This is a genomic window from Candidatus Phytoplasma pyri (assembly GCF_046600495.1).
GTDB lineage: Bacteria > Bacillota_I > Bacilli_A > Acholeplasmatales > Acholeplasmataceae > Phytoplasma > Phytoplasma pyri.
The window spans coordinates 1-19,230 of sequence record NZ_JBKIOZ010000007.1 but is presented as its reverse complement, the minus strand read 5'-3'; the positions used below and the strand labels follow the sequence as shown (position 1 = coordinate 19,230).

The 19,230-nt window shown below is 16.7% G+C and carries 10 protein-coding genes and 1 pseudogene; 7 read left to right on the top strand and 4 right to left on the bottom strand.

Translation table 11 applies throughout. From position 1 onward, the window contains the following. Window positions 1–75 precede the first annotated feature (75 nt). Window positions 76–1,272, bottom strand: a complete 1,197-nt coding sequence (locus tag ACLHHF_RS01975; protein WP_411308157.1) for a glycosyltransferase — start codon at window positions 1,270–1,272, stop codon at window positions 76–78. 332 nt (window positions 1,273–1,604) lie between these two features. On the opposite strand from ACLHHF_RS01975, the gene ACLHHF_RS01970 reads away from it, so the two are divergent. After that, window positions 1,605–2,219 carry a hypothetical protein gene (locus tag ACLHHF_RS01970; RefSeq protein ID WP_411308156.1) on the top strand — a complete coding sequence of 205 codons (615 nt, stop codon included), beginning with the start codon at window positions 1,605–1,607 and terminating at the stop codon, window positions 2,217–2,219. Window positions 2,220–2,318: 99 nt separating this feature from the next. After that, complete coding sequence (locus ACLHHF_RS01965; RefSeq protein ID WP_411308155.1) at window positions 2,319–3,062, top strand: phosphatase PAP2 family protein; 744 nt, start codon at window positions 2,319–2,321, stop codon at window positions 3,060–3,062. 144 nt (window positions 3,063–3,206) lie between these two features. Here ACLHHF_RS01965 and trpS read toward each other — a convergent pair whose 3' ends face one another. Both trpS and ACLHHF_RS01955 read right to left on the bottom strand, forming a co-directional pair. Beyond that, window positions 3,207–4,235 (bottom strand): tryptophan--tRNA ligase, encoded by a 1,029-nt coding sequence (gene trpS, locus ACLHHF_RS01960; protein WP_411308154.1) that lies wholly within the window; start codon window positions 4,233–4,235, stop codon window positions 3,207–3,209. Between the two features lie 94 nt (window positions 4,236–4,329). After that, the gene (locus tag ACLHHF_RS01955; RefSeq protein WP_411308153.1) at window positions 4,330–4,938 is read right to left on the bottom strand and encodes a lambda-exonuclease family protein; all 609 of its coding nucleotides are present in this window, start codon (window positions 4,936–4,938) and stop codon (window positions 4,330–4,332) included. Between the two features lie 255 nt (window positions 4,939–5,193). Here ACLHHF_RS01955 and ACLHHF_RS01950 point away from each other — a divergent pair, with 255 nt between their 5' ends. The 4 genes from ACLHHF_RS01950 to ACLHHF_RS01935 are packed head-to-tail and all read left to right on the top strand — an operon-like array spanning window position 5,194 to window position 10,897. Continuing rightward, window positions 5,194–6,078, top strand: coding sequence for a DegV family protein (locus ACLHHF_RS01950; RefSeq protein WP_411308152.1), 885 nt, complete (start codon window positions 5,194–5,196; stop codon window positions 6,076–6,078). Between the two features lie 55 nt (window positions 6,079–6,133). Then, window positions 6,134–7,624 carry a lysine--tRNA ligase gene (lysS, locus tag ACLHHF_RS01945; protein WP_411308151.1) on the top strand — a complete coding sequence of 497 codons (1,491 nt, stop codon included), beginning with the start codon at window positions 6,134–6,136 and terminating at the stop codon, window positions 7,622–7,624. Window positions 7,625–7,664: 40 nt separating this feature from the next. Next, complete coding sequence (gene dnaE, locus ACLHHF_RS01940) at window positions 7,665–10,427, top strand: DNA polymerase III subunit alpha (protein ID WP_411308150.1); 2,763 nt, start codon at window positions 7,665–7,667, stop codon at window positions 10,425–10,427. 38 nt (window positions 10,428–10,465) lie between these two features. Next, a complete protein-coding gene (locus tag ACLHHF_RS01935) occupies window positions 10,466–10,897 on the top strand; it encodes a hypothetical protein (RefSeq protein ID WP_411308149.1) in 432 nt (143 codons plus the stop codon). 2,169 nt (window positions 10,898–13,066) lie between these two features. Here the strand turns inward: ACLHHF_RS01935 and ACLHHF_RS01930 are convergent. Then, complete coding sequence (locus ACLHHF_RS01930) at window positions 13,067–17,323, bottom strand: hypothetical protein (protein WP_411308148.1); 4,257 nt, start codon at window positions 17,321–17,323, stop codon at window positions 13,067–13,069. Window positions 17,324–18,410: 1,087 nt separating this feature from the next. Here ACLHHF_RS01930 and ACLHHF_RS01925 point away from each other — a divergent pair. Next, window positions 18,411–19,230: pseudogene (locus tag ACLHHF_RS01925) on the top strand (hypothetical protein); the annotation flags it as partial.

Sequence of the window (19,230 nt, the reverse complement as noted above, 5' to 3'; positions counted from 1 at the left end):
TATAACATTTAAAATAAATAATTTAATATAATTTATTATCATCATTTATTATGATTAAATCATTAATTAATTTATTTATATTAAAATTTTTGTAGATGATTTTTTAATTGCTTTTTGATAAACATTTAAAACTTTTTTAGCAAAATCTTTAGAATTATATTTTAAAATAGATAATTTGGCTTGTTGCGATAAATTTTGACATTTATTTGGATTATGATATAAATCAGTTAAAATAGTAACTAATTCTTGAGGTGAATGAAAGAAAAAACCATTTTTACCGTGTACTATCACTTTTTCTAAAACTACATCATATCGAGCTACTAAAGGCAAAGCAGCCGCTAAAGCTTCTATATATGTTAAACCTTGAGTTTCAAATAAAGAAGCACTTAAAAAAACATTTCCTAATTGATAATATAAACCTAATTTTTCATAAGGTATAAAACCTAAAAAAATTATATTATCAACAATATTTAATTTTTTAACTTGTTGTTCTAATTTATTTCTAATAGGACCATCACCAATAATTAAAAACTTACTATTAGGATTATCTAAAAGAAAGAAAGCAAAACCCTGAATTAAATAATCAATTTCTTTTTCTTCAGATAAACGCCCAACATATAAACATACAAACATATTAGTTAAATTTAATTTTTGTTTTAAACTATTAATTATAGTTGATGAATAATTTTCACTATCAAAAGATTTTAAATTTAATTGAGTTGGAATAATATGATAATCACCTTCAATTTGATAATTGTTTTTACAATGTTGTAAAGTTTTTAATGAAGGTAAAATAACAAAGTCAGATTGAGAAATAAACTTATAATGTAATTTTCTAATTTGTCGAAAAACAAAATTTTTTAAAAATTGAGGTAACCAACTAAAAACTTTCTCTATTAATACATCATAAAAAGAGTGTAATGTATAAACAGTGCTTATTTTTAGTTTTTTATGAACATAAAGTCCTAATTTACCTATGCTAAATTCTGTATGAATATGAATAACATCTAATTTTAAAGAAGCAATTAGTGATAAATATTTTTTATATCTTAAAACAAAATAATATCCTTGAAAATGTTTTAAAGGACTTCGGATTCCTGGTAATCTAATAATATGATTTGAAGATATTTTTTTTGCTTTTTTTGGACTATCAACAGTTATAATATAAACTTGATGACCAAATGATTCTAAATTTTCTTTTAAAGTTTTAACAGAAATTATAACACCACCAATTAAAGGTTCATACCCATCTATAAAAAAACCTATACGCAATTTTTATTTTCCTTAATGATTATTTTTTTAAAATATTTAATAAAATCTATTTTTTTACTAAAATAATATTTAATTTTTTTTAATTTTTAAAATAAAACAAGTTTTAAAAATAAAGATAAAAATAATTTTTTTTCTAATATAAATTTAATTATAACTAAAAAAATGTTTTTGAAAATTATTAAATGTTATAATATTATAATTAAATTTAATAAAAAAATTTAAATTTAAAAAATATCAAAATCAAATACATAAAAAATATTAAAAATAAAATTATTAATCAAAAATTATTAATAATTTATTAAAAAAATATTTAATAAAAAGAAGGAATAAATATGTTGTTGTTAAAAAAATTTTTATACAAAGAAAAATTTAAAAAAATAAAAATAATTTTTATATTAAATTATTTAATAATTTGTATAATAGGAATGATTCAAGGCATTAAACAAGGAATAAAAGATAACAGAAAATTTTGCTCTATAGGTTTATTTACTCGACAAAACAGTATAATATTAAATATTTTTCTTTTATTATGTTTAAATAAAAAATTCAAAAATTCAAAAAAATTTTTATATTATAGTTTTATTTTATTAATTAATAATTTAATTATTTTTTTTATTTGTTTATGGGAAAATAAAAAACCTAATTGTTATTTTTTAGAACATAAAATAATTCCTTTAATGTTTATTTTATTTTATTTTTTTTTAAATAACCAATTTATTAATTTCAAACAATTTTATGTTGGTTTAATTTATCCTTTTTTTTATTTAGCTATAATTATATTATTAGGAACTTATGATTCAAAATATTATCCTTATAATAAATTAAACGATTTGGCATTTTTTTCACAAGATTATTTTATAATATTTAGAATTTTCACAGCTTTTATAATGATATTATTCAGTTTATGGTTAATTATTTTTTTAAAAAAATCAACTACTAAAAACTAATAAATATTTATAATTTAAATAATAAAAAATATTTTATAATTTATTCTAAAAAATTTAAAAATTATATTAAAAAATAATGAAAGATTATATAGAGATATTATGATAAGAAATAAAAAAAATATACTAATAATTAAAAAATACATAAAAATATATTTTTTAATTATTGGAATACAATTTATTAGTTATTATTGTTTAGTAAGAATTATAAAATATTATCATCCTTTTTATAAAATAATCAATGATTTAGTTGTTAATAACAAAACAATAATGAAAATTTTAAATTTAGGATTTATTGATGATCAAGGTAAATTTCCAGATTATGATTTTTTAAAACATATAATTTATATTTATTTAGGAGTTATTTATTATTGGTATTTTATTCTACCATATCTTTTTTATAAATATTTAGATCAAAAAGAAAAAATGCAATTATATTATCTATTTACAAAAACCTTAATTATTTCTTATATCATTTTTATTATATTACCATTAGAAATTCCTGAAAATCATATGTTTCAAAATTTAGATAATAATAAATTTAATACCTTAAATTTAACAAATCTAACTAATTATCTTTTAAAATTAACTTATGATTTGGATAATCCAACATGCATATGTCCTAGTTTACATGTTTTATTTACTTATATTAGTTTTGTAATATTTCGTTCCAATAATAAAATTCCTAATTACATAATTTATGGACAAATGATTTTAACTATTTTAGTATGGATTTCAACTTTTGTATTAAAACAACATTTTGTTATCGATGGTATAATATCTATTATTTTAATTGAAATATTTTTTTATTTCATAAAAAAAAAAAAATATAGAATAATTAATTAAATTATTTAATTTTAATAATCATGAATAATAATTTTAAAAATATTAAATTTTATTTTTATTTTTTAAAAATCAAATTTTCAAATACCTTATACTAGCATTTATGGATTAAATTTTTAATTTTTTAAAAATAAAAATATAATTTTTTTAAAAAATATAACCTAATCCTATTTTTTTCTTAACTTGTAATAATTTTTGATGAGCTTGTTTTTGAACTTTAATAGTGCCTTTTTTTAAAATTTTTTTTATTTTTTGATCGTTTATTTTATCTATTTTTTTTTGAATTTTTTTAATTTCTTTAATAACTAGTATACTAACTTTTTGTTTTAATTTTTGATAAGAATATTTTTTAAAATAATCTTCTATTTTTTTAATTTCCATATTTTTTAAAATGCTATAAATATTTAAAAGATTAGAAATACCTGGTTTTTTATTTATATCATAAAAAATTTTATTATCTGAATCAGTAGTAGCACGCATAATTTTTTTATTAATAGTTGAAATATCATCTAAAAGATAAATACACCCCGAATCATGATTACTTTTACTCATTTTTTTTGTAGGATCTAAAAGTGATTTAATTTTATTCCCTAAATGATTAAATTTAATCTCAGTTGGAATTTTAAAAACGTTATCATATAAATTATTAAAACGTTTAGCTATTTTTTGAGTTAACTCTAAATGTTGTTTTTGGTCTGCACCTACTAAAACATAATCAGCATTATATAATAAAATATCTGCTGACATTAAAGCTGGATAAGTAAATAAAGCTGTTCTGATTGAATTTTTTTTACTATTTTGCATCAATCTAGTTTGTTTATAACTAATCATACGATTCATTTCACCAATATAAGAATTAGCTTCCATTAAATAACCTAAATAAGGATGTTCTTTTATATCTGATTGAACAAATAAATTAACATTTTTTAAATTTAATCCTGCGGCAAGATAAATTTTAATAATTTTTATAATCTGTTCTTTTAAAATTTTTGGTTTTTGAAAAATAGTAATAGCATGTAAATCAGCTATAAAAAGATATACTTCTAAATTTAAATTTTTTTTTAATATTTCAGTTAAAGGTTTTATAATACCTAAATAATTGCCTAAAGTAATATCACCAGTTGGTTTAATGCCCGTAACCAATATTTTTTTATTATCTTTATTTGTTTTTAACATAAAATTATACCTTTCTATAATTAATTAAGATAATTTTTAAATTTTATAATTGAAAAATATGAAATTATTACATAAATTAATCTTAAAAAAATAATTAAATAATTTTATTTAAAAAAATTTTAGTTTGTTGAAAAATATTATAAAATTCTTGACATATAGTTAACATATTATTAATAAAATTTTTATTTTTTTCAATTTCTTGTATTTTTAAATTTTTATCATTTTGATAAACTAAAAAATAAGCTTTTTCAGCTCTAGAGCAATATATTTGTGCTTGAATTTGTGCATAATATATCATTGGTATTTTTTCTTTTTCAAAAAAGTATTTCCAAGTTTTAGTTTTAAAAGAAATAGGACACTTAATTTCTAATAAACTTTTAGTTTGATCATCCCAACCATCTAAAGAAGCAGACATAAAATCTTTAACACAAACTATAGGTAAAAAATTTTTTTTTTTATATTGATTAAAAAAAAATCTAGCTTGTGGTTCTAATCTTTTTCCATGTCTCATTGCACCATTCATTTCTTGTTTTTGATAAAAAATTTTTTTTTCTAAAATTTTTTTACGACTTTCAAAAGGATTTAAATTCATAATTGCTGCCACTTCTGAAGCATTAATATAATTAATTCTATGTTTATGCCATAAAGAAGTATTTTGTTCTAACTCTATCTTATTCATTTTTAATAATTTTAAATTCTCCATTATATTTTTTTTATGACATTAATTTATTTAAAGATAATCAAAAAATTAAAAACCATTTTATTATAATTTTAACATAAAAAAATATTAATATTTATGTTTTTATATTAATTATATTATATAATATATATTATTAAGTTCTATATTTAGAATAAAAATAATTTAAATAAAGTAATTATAAAATATAAATATTTAAAAAATTAATAATTTATAAAATTATGTTAATAATATATTTTAAAATAAATTAAGGAATTAAAAATGAATAAAAGAAAATTAGGTATCGTTGTTGACTCTGCTTGTAATAAAAATGAAATGAAAAAATTATTTCCTGATATATCAATAGTACCAATACAAATCATTATAGAAAATAATATATATGAAAAAGATGACATAAAAAATGAATATTTATTAGAATGTATGAAACAAAAAAAAAAAATAAAAACTAGTCAACCTAGCCCTAATTTATTTGTGAAAGCTTTTGAAAAACAATTAGATTTAGGTTATGAAAAAATAGTTTGTTTTACTTTATCTAAGAAACTTAGCGGTACTAATAACAGTGCTAATGTTGCAAAAAATATTTTAAATGATCCAAGAATTACCATATTTGATACAAATAATATAGGTCCCGGTACTGATTATATTTTAAAAAATTTGAAAAATCATTTAGATAATGAAAATAATGAAGATTCCTTAGAATATGAAGAAATTATAAATAAAATTTTAAAATCAACTGAAAAAAATTTATGCTATATGTATTTAGATAGTTTGAATTATTTACTAAATCAAGGACGAATTAGTAAAGTTAAAACTTTTATAGGTAACTTTTTTAAAATTAAACCTATAGTAGAACTTAAAAACGGTGCTTTATCAATTAAAAAAAAAGTTCGTAGCTTAAAAAAATGTTTTACATATTTAATAGAAACTATTAAAGATTATCATAACCAAAATAAATTTATAGAAATTTATTTTCAATATTTAAACAAAAATGAAAATATAATTGAATTTGAAAAAAAATTAAAAAATTTAAAAAATGATAAATTAAAGATTTATAGTTCTGAATATTGTTCTTCAATTAGCATTAATTTAGGTTATGATTCTTTCGCAATATCTTTATTTATAGACCAATTTTCTACGAAAAAATAATAAATATTGAAAAAATATTTAATTTTAAAATATAAAAAAATAAGAGGTTTGTTAAATGACATATCAAAAATCAGAACAATATATTATAAGAAAAAAAAAAATTGATCATTTAAAAAAATTAAAAATAAATCCTTTTGGAAATAAATTTATTCGTACTCATTGTATAAAAAATATTATTGAAGAATTTCAAAATTATGATAAATCAAATTTAATAAAAAAAAATGAACAAGTTACTATTGCTGGACGAATAATTTTAAAAAGAGAACAAGGCAAAGCTGGGTTTTTACATTTGCAAGATTATCATTATAAAATTCAAGTTTATATAAAATTAGATTTAATAGGTGATAAAGCTTTTGAATTATATCAAAATTCTGATTTAGGAGATATTATTGGTATTCATGGCGTTTTATTTAAAACTAAAACTAATGAATTAACTATTAAAGCTAATGAATTTATACATTTAACAAAAGCTTTATTACCGTTACCTGATAAACATAAAGGATTAAAAAATAAAGAAACTATTAGAAAACGTCGTTATATTGATTTAATAATTAATTCAAGAACACGTGAAATTTTTTTTATTCGTAGTCAAATTATTAAAAACATAAGAAATTTTTTTGATAATAAAAATTTTTTAGAAGTTGAAACTCCTGCATTACAATCAGTTTTAGGAGGTGCTACAGCAAAACCTTTTGTAACATATCATAATGCTTTAGAAAGTAATTTTTATTTAAGAATAGCAACAGAATTATCACTAAAAAAATTAATTGTGGGTGGTTTAGAAGCAGTTTATGAAATTGGAAAAGTTTTTAGAAATGAAGGAATTGATGCAAGTCATAATCCTGAATTTACAAGTTTAGAAGTTTATTTAGCTTTTGCCGATATGAAAGATATGATGGCTTTAACTAAACATTGTTTACAAGATGTTTGTAAAAAAACTTTAAAAACTTTGGAATTTAAATATCAAAATCATATTATTAATTTTAATAAGTTTAAAGAAATACATATTTTAGATGCTATTAAAGAAAAAACTGGAATTAACTTTTGGAATTATATGAGCTTAGAAACTGCTAAAAATTTAAGTTTAAAACATCAAATACCTATATTACCTCATTTTAGTATAGGACATATTATAGAAGCTTTTTTTGAAAAATATGTTGAAAAAGAATTAATTCAACCTACATTTATTTATGGTCACCCTATAGAAATTAGTCCTTTAGCAAAAACTAATCAACAAGATCAAAGGTTAACAGATCGTTTTGAATTATTTATAATAGGCAAAGAATTTGCAAATGCATTTAGTGAATTAAATGATCCTATAGAACAAGAAAAACGTTTTTTAAATCAATTAGAACAAAAAAAATTAGGTAATAAAGAAGCAAATGAAATGGATCTAGATTTTATCGAAGCGTTAGAATATGGTATGCCACCTACTGGAGGTATGGGTTTAGGAATTGATAGATTTGTAATGCTTTTAACTAATGTAGATAATATAAATGATGTAATTTTATTTCCACACTTTAAAAATCAAAACAAAGATGTATAATTTTATATTTAAATTATTTTAGAAGGGTATTTATTAATAAATGAGAGGATATTTTTATTGTCAAAGTTATTATAATTTATTAAAAAGCCTAAATTCATTAGAAGATATTGTAAAAACAGCAATAAAAAATCAATATGATTTTGTATCACTAAGTGATGATGAAAATTTATACGGTATGATAGAATTTTTAGAATTATGTTATAAATATAAAATCAAACCTGTTGTAGGTATTAAAATAAATTTGAATTTAAATAAAGAAAATGAATTTTCAGAAAATAATAAAAAAATAGAAATTCTAGTTTATGCACAAAATGATATAGGAATTAATAATTTAATTAAATTATCTAATATAATTAAAGCAGAAAAAAAAGAGATATATTTACAAAATTTAGAAGAACTGCAAGAGGGGCTTTTTATAATTATCTCAATTTTAGATAAATTTTTTTTTGAAAAAGTTAATGATTATTTTTTATCTCCAACAGATAAAAATAAAGAAAAAATTGAAATATTTTTACTAAATTTTAAAAAAAAAATAAAAAATTTTTATATTGGAATTTCTTTACAAGCTAATATTAATACTGATATGATTAAATATGGCATAAATGATTTATCAATTATATCTCCTGATTTAGAACAAATTGAAGATAATATAATATACTTCGCAAATAAATTAAAAATAAAAATTTTACCTACTCATAAAACAAATTATTTAGAACAAAAAGATAATATTGTATACCAACAATTGATTAAATTAAATCCTAATAATAAAAATGAAAAAAATGATCAAGCATTAAACTTTAGTTTTTTGACAAAAGAAGAATTTATTTTAAAATATGATAAATATCCAGATTTAATATCAAATTTACAAGAATTAGTTAACAAAATTCATTATTCTAATAATATATTTTATAATAGATTTCATTTACCGAAAGTTAATAAAGATATTTCTACAGATGCTTCAAAAATTTTAAAACAAAAAACTTGGAAAAATTTTAAAAAAAAAATAAAATCAAAAGAAAATAAAATTTATTCTGAATATGAAAAAAGATTAAATTATGAATTAAAAATTATTTCTGAAATGAAATATGAAGATTATTTTTTAATTGTGGCTGATATTGTATCTTACGCTAAAAAAAATAATATTTTAGTTGGTCCGGGACGTGGTTCTTCTGTTAGTTCCTTAGTATGTTTTTGTTTAGATATTACAGAAATAGATCCTTTAAAATATGACTTAATTTTTGAAAGATTTTTAAATCCTCAACGAACTAAAATGCCTGATATTGATTTAGATTTTCCAGATAATCAAAGAGAAAATGTTATAAATTATGTAAAAAAAAAATATAAAAATAATAATATTGCAAATTTAATTACTTTTTTACATTTTCCTATTAATTTTTTAATAGATAAAATAGCTAATAATTTATATGGTTATACAAATACAGATACACTAAAAAAAAAAATTTTAAAAAAAAAATTAGATAAAACAGATTACAGAGGTAAAGAAATTGAACGTATAGCTAATATAATAGTAAAAATACCGAAATCTACAGGCACCCATATTTCTGGTATTATTTTAAGTCAAGAAAATTTATTAAAAACACTTCCAATTCAATTAAATCCTAATAATACACAAAACATTTATCAAACTCAATTTGAAGATAAAAATTTACAAAAAATTGGTTTATTCAAAATAGACTTTTTAGGAATAAAAGCTTTAACTTTAATGCAAGAAATTTTAGAAAAAATTAAAAATTTAGAAATAAAAAATATTCCATTAGATGATATAAAAACCTACAATTTGTTAAAAGAACAAAAAACTATAAGTATTTTTCAATTAGAATCAATAACAGCTAAAAATGTTTTAAAAAAAATTCAACCATGCAAATTTTCAGATTTAATAAATGTTTTAGGTTTTAATAGACCTGGAACAATAAATTTTATTAATGAATATGTAAAAAATAAAAAAAAAAATATTAAAAAAGTTTTTTTACATCCTTTAATTAATGAAATTTTAAAACCTACTTATGGAGTTATTATTTATCAAGAACAAATAATGCAAATAATTATTAAATTCGCAAACTATGATTTAATAGAAGCAGATAATTTTAGAAATGCTATCAGTAAAAAAGATCAAAATTTCTTAATTAAAGAAAAAAAAACTTTTATAAAAAAAAGTATTGAAAATGGCAATTCAATTGAAGATACTAATAAAATTTATAATCATATTTATAATTTTGCTAATTATGGTTTTAATAAAAGTCATAGTGTTGCTTATGCTTTAATAACTTATCGTATGTCTTATTTAAAAGCTAATTACAAAAAAGAATTTAATTTAGTATTATTAAACCAATTTGCAAAAAATAATGATTGGGAAACAACTAATAATTTCATAAAAGAAATAAAAACAGAATTTAAATTTATAAAACCTAATATTTTAAACAGTTCAAATCAATATAATGTTTTATCTAGTGACAAATTAATTATTCCTTTAATTTCAATTAAAGGAGTTGATGATAATTTTTATCAAAACTTAATAAAAGAAAAACAAAAAAAAGTTTTTGAAAATTATGAAAATTTTAAACAAAGATTAAAAATAAGTTTAAGTTTAAATAAAAATGAAAATTTATTAGATAATTTAATTTTTTCGGGCGCTTTAGATATTTTTGGTTTAAATCGTAGAACTTTATACGAATATAAAAATATAAATAGCAAATATCCGAAAGAATATAAAGAATTTTCAAATTTAAAATTAATTAGTGAAGAAAAAAAAGCATTTAAATTTGATTTATCTTTAATTAAATAATTGTTACAATATTTAAAAAAAGGAGTTTTTTTATTATTATGAATAACGGTTCCTCACCTCAATTTAGTCCAATTAAAAAATTTTCAAAATATGATATACCATTATATAAGCAAAAAATTTTTAGAATTTTATGTTCAATTTTTATTTTAACTATTATATTAATAGGAGTTATTGTGTCTATTGATAAATCAAAAAAACAATATTCTATTAAAGATTTAAATCCTTTTGAAAATAATATAAATAAAAATTTAGCAAAAGAAGATCCATTTGAAGAAACTAGAATAAATTTAGAATCTATTTTAATATTTATGTTTTTAGGAGCTTTAATTTTAGGTTTAAAAAAAGGGACTTTAGGTATTACTTTAGGATATTTTATAGGTGTTACAATAGGAATATTAATTGGTATTTTTTTCCCAATATTTATTTATTTTTTAGAATTTTTAATTTGTAAAATATTTTATTTAAAATAAAAATAATATTTAAAAATTTTAAAATAATCAAAAAACAATTATTATAATTAATAAAAAATAAAAAAATTTATCCCATTATTTTATAGTAATAAATTAGAGAATGCGATTTATAAGTGGGGGGGTAGTATTCCCGCTTTTTATTATACAAAAATAACCTTATTCTAAACTATAAAAGCAAGTTTAAAGAAAACAATAATAAACCACGCTTAGTATGTTGATATTATTTCAAATTATATAGTTTTTTGTTACTAATTTGTAATTAATTGATGACAACTTTTACATAATACTTTGGGCGATTCATTATACTAGTTAAATTTCTATTACGAATTATTTTGATATAATGAATTTTTTAATTATCGATTATGGCCACATTTTAGCATTTTTTTACTTTTAAACCGTCGGTTAAATAAATAAAATAAAGTTTTTAATTTAATAATGAGTTAATATCATTTTTTATGATATTTTCTCATATTTTTTTATTTTTTTAAAGTCTTATTTAATCCATAATTAAATCTTTTTTGGTTTTTATGTTTATATTTTAAAACCTATTTGAAATTTACAAAATTTAATTTCTTATAAACTCGTTTTAAAAATATTGTATAATTTCCTCCACTTACAATTATTTTATAATTTTTAATTATTTCATTTCTAATTCATCTCTATTTGTCAATTATTCGTTATTAATTATTTTATTTTTTTTCATCCAATCCATATTATTGAATTTCAATTTATAATTTTGTTTTTTAATATTAATATTCTAGTTTTTTATTAAGTAAATTTTTTTGGGATATTTTCTTAGTTTAAATTATTATTGTTTTTATTTAATTTTATTATATATAATAAAAATTTTGTTCTTTTTTCGTCTTTTACAATTTTAGTTTTCATTTTAGAAATTTTTAATTTTAAGTCAAATTATTAATCATTTTAATATTTATTTTTTAATTTTTTTTATTATTCGTAATTTTCTTATATTTTAATAATAAAATCATTCGCAAATATGATTTATTTAACTCTTATGTTTGAAGTTTAGATTTATATAACAATTATTATAACAAAATTTATGTTTTCTTTTAAAAAATTTTTTATAATTTTTAGAATTTTTAATTTCTTAATCTTTTGATTGATTAGTTTTTAATTAAGGTATCATGATTAATTGTAATTATATTAAAATATATCTTTAATTTCAATTTTAATTAAACAATTTATCTTAAAATATTTGTTGTTAATTTTTTAACATATTATGACATAATTTTTTTATTATGTTTAAAAACAAAACTCAATTATAAAAATTAGTTTTTATAATATGGAGTTAAGAGTTAATTAATAGTTTCTTGTTGAATGGATTACATTTTAGCTTTTAGTGTTTGAAATTAATGAAGTTCTAAATTTTTACTGTTAATTTCGTATATTTTATAACTCTTCTTTAAGTTTTCGATTAATATTGGATTATTAATATATTTTTTTATGATATTTATGTAACTTTTTTAAGTTTATTTTATAAATTCATATTTCTATAAAAAATAAAAATAGTTATAATTAATTTATTAATAGTGATTTTATTAAATTAAACAAAAGTATTATTAATATTATTAAAATTATTTTTTTAAATTCTTGAATATGTTGAAAAATTGCTTATTATATTTGGAGGATTTTTTAATTATTTGAAATTAAAAAAATATTCTTAAATTTTTTTACTTATAACTTAATAATTTAATTAATTTTTAATTTATAAAAAATTTTTTAATATTTTTTATAAATTAAATAAAATAAATAATAAATTTATTGTTGAAATTTGATTTTTTTCTACTATTTTTATAATATTTTTTAATATATTTTTTTTAAATTTATTACACATAATCAATTAATAAATAGTAAAAAAAGAAAGATTAATTCATTTAAGAAAACTATTTATTTGATTAATTCATTATCAATTTAGATAACAAAAAAACCAAACTATTTATTTTTTTAATAAACAATTTAGTTTTTTTAAAATCTTAATTTATTTTATTTTTTGTGTTTTCTATTGGTACTAAAAATTAAAATGCCATTCGTCTAAAAATAACTATAAAGGGTGGGATTTAAATTATTTTTATTTTTAAATAATAAATTTTTATTTAAATAAATTACAAAAATTAAAAAATAATTATTGCAATTAAGTTAATTTAAAAATTAATATTTAATATTTAATGCTTTTTCATTTTTAAATTTCAAAGATGTTGGTTTGGCTTTAATATAACAAAATTCTCTAAAAACTTGATTTTTTAAATGTTCTTCACTAATTTCAATATTAAAATCATCTAAAGTTAAATCATTAAAATTAGAATCTTTTTTTATTTGAGATAAAATTTCTTTTTTAATATTATCATTTTCTTTCAATATAATTTCTGAATTTGTTAAATATTTTTTTGATATATCAATATCTTTAATTGAAATATTATTCAAATCAATTCTTATATTTTTGATAATTAAATTAAATGCTTTTTCATTTTTAAATTTCAAAGATGTTGGTTTGGCTTTAATAATAATTTTATTTTCTTCTTTTTTAAGTTCAATATCAAAATCATCTAAAGTTAAATCATTAAAATTAGAATCTTTTTTTATTTGAGATAAAATTTCTTTTTCAATATTATTATAATTTTTAATTAAAATTTTTTCATCTATTTCAATATTAAAAATATTCAAATTAACTAAATCTTTTCTATTGTCTATTGTTACATATTTTAAATCAATTTCTTCTTTAATTTTAATACTTTTGTTTTCGGCTTTTACATTTATAGTTTTATTTGCAATATCAATTTTTATTTTAAAATCTGTTAAAGAAATATTTTCGAAATTTGGTATTTTTTTAATCATTTCCATTATTTTATTTTTTATTCCAATTTCATTATAATTATTTTTTATTCCAATTTCATTATAATTAATTTCTAATTTAGGTAAATTTATAATTGTCAAACTAATTCTTGGATCATCAATTACAAAAATAAAATTTTTAGAATTTTTTAAATATTTATTGTTTTCATTAGCTATTACTTTCATTGATTGTTGATCAGTATCAATGTACAATGTTAAATTTTTTTCATCTAAATCATTTAAACTAGTTATTTTTTTAATTTCTGAAAAAATTGTTTCTTTAATATAATTTTTAAAATTTGGGTCATGATAATTATCTGTTAGAATATTTTTATAATCTAAAGATATTGTTTTTAAATTTTTTAAATTTTCTAAATCAGTTTTAGAATATTCAAATTTTAAAGATAATTGTTTTTTATTTTTGTAATTATTTGATTCCTCTAAAGCTTGAACTATTATTGTTTTTGGTAAATTTTTTATAATTTCAAAATCATCAATAGTTAAATTATTCCAAAGAGAATTTACTTGTGGCTCAGATAATTGAATTTTTTGTAAAACTATTTTTTTAAATAAATTCTCATTTTCTAAATCTTCTTTTTTAATAAGAATTTCAAAATTTTTAATTTTTATTAAATCTATTCTATTATCTATCATTTTTAAATTAAAAGTTTTTTCATTTTTAAAATTTAAAGACGATTTTTTAGCTTTTATAATAATTTTATTTTGTTCTGTTTTAATTTCAATATCAAAATCATCTAAAGTTAAATCAGAAAAAAAAGAATCTGAATTTTTAATTTGTGAAATTAATGATTTTTTTATTTTTTCCAAATTATTTTTATTTTTTTTGTCTAAATTAAAAAAATCTATAGTTAATTCATTTATATTTTTTTTTTCATTAATTATTAACAAAGATAAAATTTTTTCATTTTTAAAATTAGAAGATGTTGGTTTAGCTTTAATAATAATTTTATTTTCTTCTTTTTTAATTTCAATATCAAAATCATCTAAAGTTAAATCAGAAAAAAAATCATTTTTACTTAATTGTTTTAAAACTTCTTTTTTATTATTATCATAATATGAAAGATTTTTCTTTTTAATAACAATAATATCACTAAAATTATCAATACGTAAGTCTTTTTTGATGTCATAAAAATTATTATGAGTAATAAAAAATGTTTTTTCATTTTTAAAATTAGAAGATGTTGGTTTAGCTTTAATAATAATTTTATTTTCTTCTTTTTTAAATTCAATATCAATTTCACTTAAATTTAAATTATTAAATTTTGGTTCTTTTTGTATTTTGGTTATAAATTTTTGAAAATTATTACTATTAATAGATAAATCTTGTTCATTATTAATAAAAATATAATTAATTTTAATATCAGCTAAATCTGTTTTTAAAGAAATTTTGTGAAAATTCAAAATTTTTTGACGTTCAAAATTATTAGATGTATCCTTAGACTGAACAAAAATTTTATTTTTTTCTTCATTAAAAATTATATTAAAATCATCTAAAGTTAAATTGAAAAAAAAGGGGTCGTTTTTTTTTATTTCTTCAAGAACTATTGATTTAATTGATTGTAAATTATTATTTTCCGATGCATAAATATTATTAATTTTAATATTTTTTAAATCTTTTTTATTTACATTCAGAAGAAAAGAAATTTTTTTTTCATTTTTAAAATTAGGAGATGTTGGTTTAGCTTTAATAATAATTTCAAATTTTTCTGTTTCAATTTCAATATCAAAATCATCTAAAGTTAAATTAAAAAAAAGAAGATCTAAATTTTGGATTTGTGGAATAATTTCAATTTTAACAGCTTTTTCATTTATTAAATTTTGTTCACTAATTTTTAAAGTGTTTATTTCAATATTAAGTTGTTTTAAATCTTTTTTCTCTTTTTTTTTAATCAAATTTAATATTTTTTGATATTTAAATTTCAAAGATGTTGATTTGGCTTTCATAATAATTTTATTTTCTTCTATTTTAAGTTCAATATCAAAATCATCTAAAGTTAAATCAGAAAAAAAAGAATCTGAATTTTTAATTTGTGAAATAATCTCGAATTTAATAATATCTATTCTTTCTAAATTTTGTTCATTAATAAAAACATTATTAAGTTTAATATTTTTAAAATCTGTTTTAATTGTTTCTGATATAAATTTCAAAATTTTTTCATTTTTAAAATAAATAGATTCAGCGTTAGGTTTTACTATAATTTCATTAGTTGTTAAAAATTTAATATCAATTTCTTTAGAATTAAAATTATCAAGTTTATTTTTTTGTTTAATTTGTGAAATAATTTCTTCAATTAAACCATGATCATTATTTTTTATTTTTTCTAAAATTATATAAATTTTTTCATTTTTTATTTTTGATAAATCCATTCTATTATCTATATTTTGCAAATTAAAAGTTTTTTCATTTTTAAAATTTAAAGACGATTTTTTAGCTTTTATAATAATTTTATTTTGTTCTGTTTTAATTTCAATATCAACATCATCTAAAGTTAAATTAGAAAAATGATAATCTTTTTTTATTTGAGATAAAATTTCTTTTTTTATAGATAATAACAAATTACTATTTATAATATTTTGATTAATTAACCAAATATTATTAACAACAATTTTAGATAAATCTCTTCTATAATCTATAATTTCCCAATGAAAAATTTTTTGATTTTTAAAATTAGGGTTGATAGAATTAGATTTAATAATAATTTTATTTTCTGGTAAATTCATTTCTATATCGATATCTTCTAAAGTTATATCAGACATTTTTATTTCTGTTTTTAATTGTTGAATAATTTCTTCTTTTACAAGAATAATATTTTTTGATAAATTTTGTAAACTGGAAACAATTATTCTTGTATTAATTTCATCAATATTGATTGGTAATTTTAATAATCTTTTTAAAAATATTTCTTTTTGATTTTTAAAATTACAAGAATTTGGTTTAGCTTTAATAATGATTTTATTTTCTGCTAAAGATACTAAATTAATTTCAATATCGTCTAGACTTAAATTTTTAAAATAAGTATCTTTTTGAATCTGTGGTAAAATTATTTTTAATTTTAATTCATCATTAATATTATTTAAATTTATATTTTCTGTAAAAATATAATTAATATTCAATTTAGATAAATCTTTACGGTAATCGACAATTTCAAATAAAAAAGTTTTTTTATTTTCAAAATAATGAGATGTTGGTTTAGCTATTAAATCAATAGTATTTGTTTTATTATTATCAAATTTAAAATCTATTTCCTGTAATAAATTTATTTTTTCTGAAAAATTTTTACTAAATATTTCTATTTTTTTTTCAATATATCTTGAAAATTCTTTTATAATTTTTTCTTTAATTTTATTATCTTCAGTAATTTTTATTTTATTATAATCATTTAATTTTAATATATTTAAATATATTTTTTTATCAAATTCAAAATTTGCTAAATTAATAATTTTATTATTATTTCTAACAAATAAAAATAAAAACAAATAAATAGCAATAAATATTATAACTATTAATATCATAATATTTTTTTTATTTAAAAAATTTCTTTTAAAATTAATCATTTTTTATCTTTATCCTTTTAAATGATTGTGATAAATTTAGGAAATTTAATTTTTTAAGAATAATATTATCTCTCCCAAAATTAAAACACTAAAGCCACACAATAAATATTTATCAATAACATCGATTTGTGTGTGTATTATTTTATATCAATTTAATTTTTTTAATACTATCTTCTTATAACAACAATGTAAAAATTATAAATATAAAATTTTTAAAACTTATAAAATATTTATAATATTATATTTATTATCTAAATAATTTATTATTATTTTTTTAGCCTAATAATAATTTAATAAACTATTTTATATTTTCTTTTTTAACTCGAAAATAAAGGTTAATAATTTTTACCTTAATTCTAATTTTTTTATTTCTTAGATATAAGTTTAGATAAAAATATCAATTTTATTTTTTAATATATATGTATGTATAGTATTTTTTATGATATCTTTTAAATTATTAAAAAAATTTACATTAATTGAAATCAAAGATATTGTGTAATTATATTTGTAATTAAAGATAGTGAAATTAATTTTAATTCGTTAAATTACTAAAATTTCAAAATTTATTTTATTAAATTCATAATTTTTTAAATATCATAATAAATAAATTTAATAATTATAAAATTAAAAATTTTAATTATTTTTTAAAATTTATCTTAATAATCTATCTTTTTATCTTTGAAATATTTAAACTATTTTTTTAAATTTATTAACTTCATCTAGAATCATAATAATAACTTTTTATTAATATTTTTTAAAATATACTTTAATTTTATTATATAATTTATATTTTTTTAAAAACTAAGAAAATATAAATTTTTTATATGCCTTCTATAAATAATAATTTAGAAAATTTGTATTACTTTAATTTATAAGAAATAAAAATTTTTTTATGATACACATAATTATAAAACAAAAAAACATAATTTTAAATTTTTTTTATTTTTATAATAATAAATAATATAATATTAATGTTATTTTTAATTTTTTAATAAAAATAAAATTTTTATTATTATTTTATTAATAATTAAATTATTATAAAATTGAGAAGGGTGTATTTTTTTAATAATTAAAAATGAAATATATAATGAATATAGTAAAATTTAAAAAAAAAAAAATTTTTGTAAAAATAATTATTAAATTATTTTTTTATATAATTACTTTTTTAACTTTTTGTTATCTTTTAAATTTTTTAATTAGTATAAAAGGTTTAGAATCAAATAATATTGATACAACAGAAAATGTTTTTGCTAAAACTATTAAAAATTTTATAAATGAGATTAAAAAACATCCACGCACAAGTGAACAAATAAAAAAATCAGGTTTTAAAAATGAAGATTTAAAAAAATTTGGTTTTAAAGTCAAAGATTTTAAACAATCCGGTTTTAAAGCAGATGAGTTAAGAAAAACAGATACCGATCCTCAAAAACAAACTTTATTATTTAGTCTTCTAGAATTAAAAGAAGGAGGATGCGAGTTAAAAGATTTAAAAGATCTAACTAAAAATAAAGCTTCTAATAATGAAAAAGCTTTTACTTTAGAAGATTTCAAAAAAGTTGGTTTTAAAGTCAAAGATTTATATGAAAGTGGTTATAATTTAGAAGATTTAAAAGAAGTTGGTTTTGAAGCCAAAGATTTTAAAAAAGCTGGTTTTAATGCGGATCAATTAAGAAAAACAGATGCTGATCCTCAAAAACAAACTTTATTATTTAGTCTTCTAAAATTAAAAGAAGGAGGATACGGATTAGAAGAATTAAAAGAAGTTGGTTTTGAAGTCAAAGATTTTATAAAAGCTGGTTTTTATGCGGATCAATTAAGAAAAACAGATAGCGATCCTCAAAAACAAACTTTATTATTTAGTCTTCTAGAATTAAAAGAAGGAGGATGCGAGTTAAAAGATTTAAAAG

What these genes read in the sequence shown, in the direction of transcription:
- lysS (WP_411308151.1), top strand. Translation starts at nt 6,134, where the DNA reads ATGACATATCAAAAATCAGAACAATATATTATAAGAAAAAAAAAAATT.
- ACLHHF_RS01965 (WP_411308155.1), top strand. Translation starts at nt 2,319, where the DNA reads ATGATAAGAAATAAAAAAAATATACTAATAATTAAAAAATACATAAAA.
- ACLHHF_RS01955 (WP_411308153.1), bottom strand. Translation starts at nt 4,938, where the DNA reads ATGGAGAATTTAAAATTATTAAAAATGAATAAGATAGAGTTAGAACAA.
- ACLHHF_RS01950 (WP_411308152.1), top strand. Translation starts at nt 5,194, where the DNA reads ATGAATAAAAGAAAATTAGGTATCGTTGTTGACTCTGCTTGTAATAAA.
- trpS (WP_411308154.1), bottom strand. Translation starts at nt 4,235, where the DNA reads ATGTTAAAAACAAATAAAGATAATAAAAAAATATTGGTTACGGGCATT.
- ACLHHF_RS01930 (WP_411308148.1), bottom strand. Translation starts at nt 17,323, where the DNA reads ATGATTAATTTTAAAAGAAATTTTTTAAATAAAAAAAATATTATGATA.
- ACLHHF_RS01935 (WP_411308149.1), top strand. Translation starts at nt 10,466, where the DNA reads ATGAATAACGGTTCCTCACCTCAATTTAGTCCAATTAAAAAATTTTCA.
- dnaE (WP_411308150.1), top strand. Translation starts at nt 7,665, where the DNA reads ATGAGAGGATATTTTTATTGTCAAAGTTATTATAATTTATTAAAAAGC.
- ACLHHF_RS01970 (WP_411308156.1), top strand. Translation starts at nt 1,605, where the DNA reads ATGTTGTTGTTAAAAAAATTTTTATACAAAGAAAAATTTAAAAAAATA.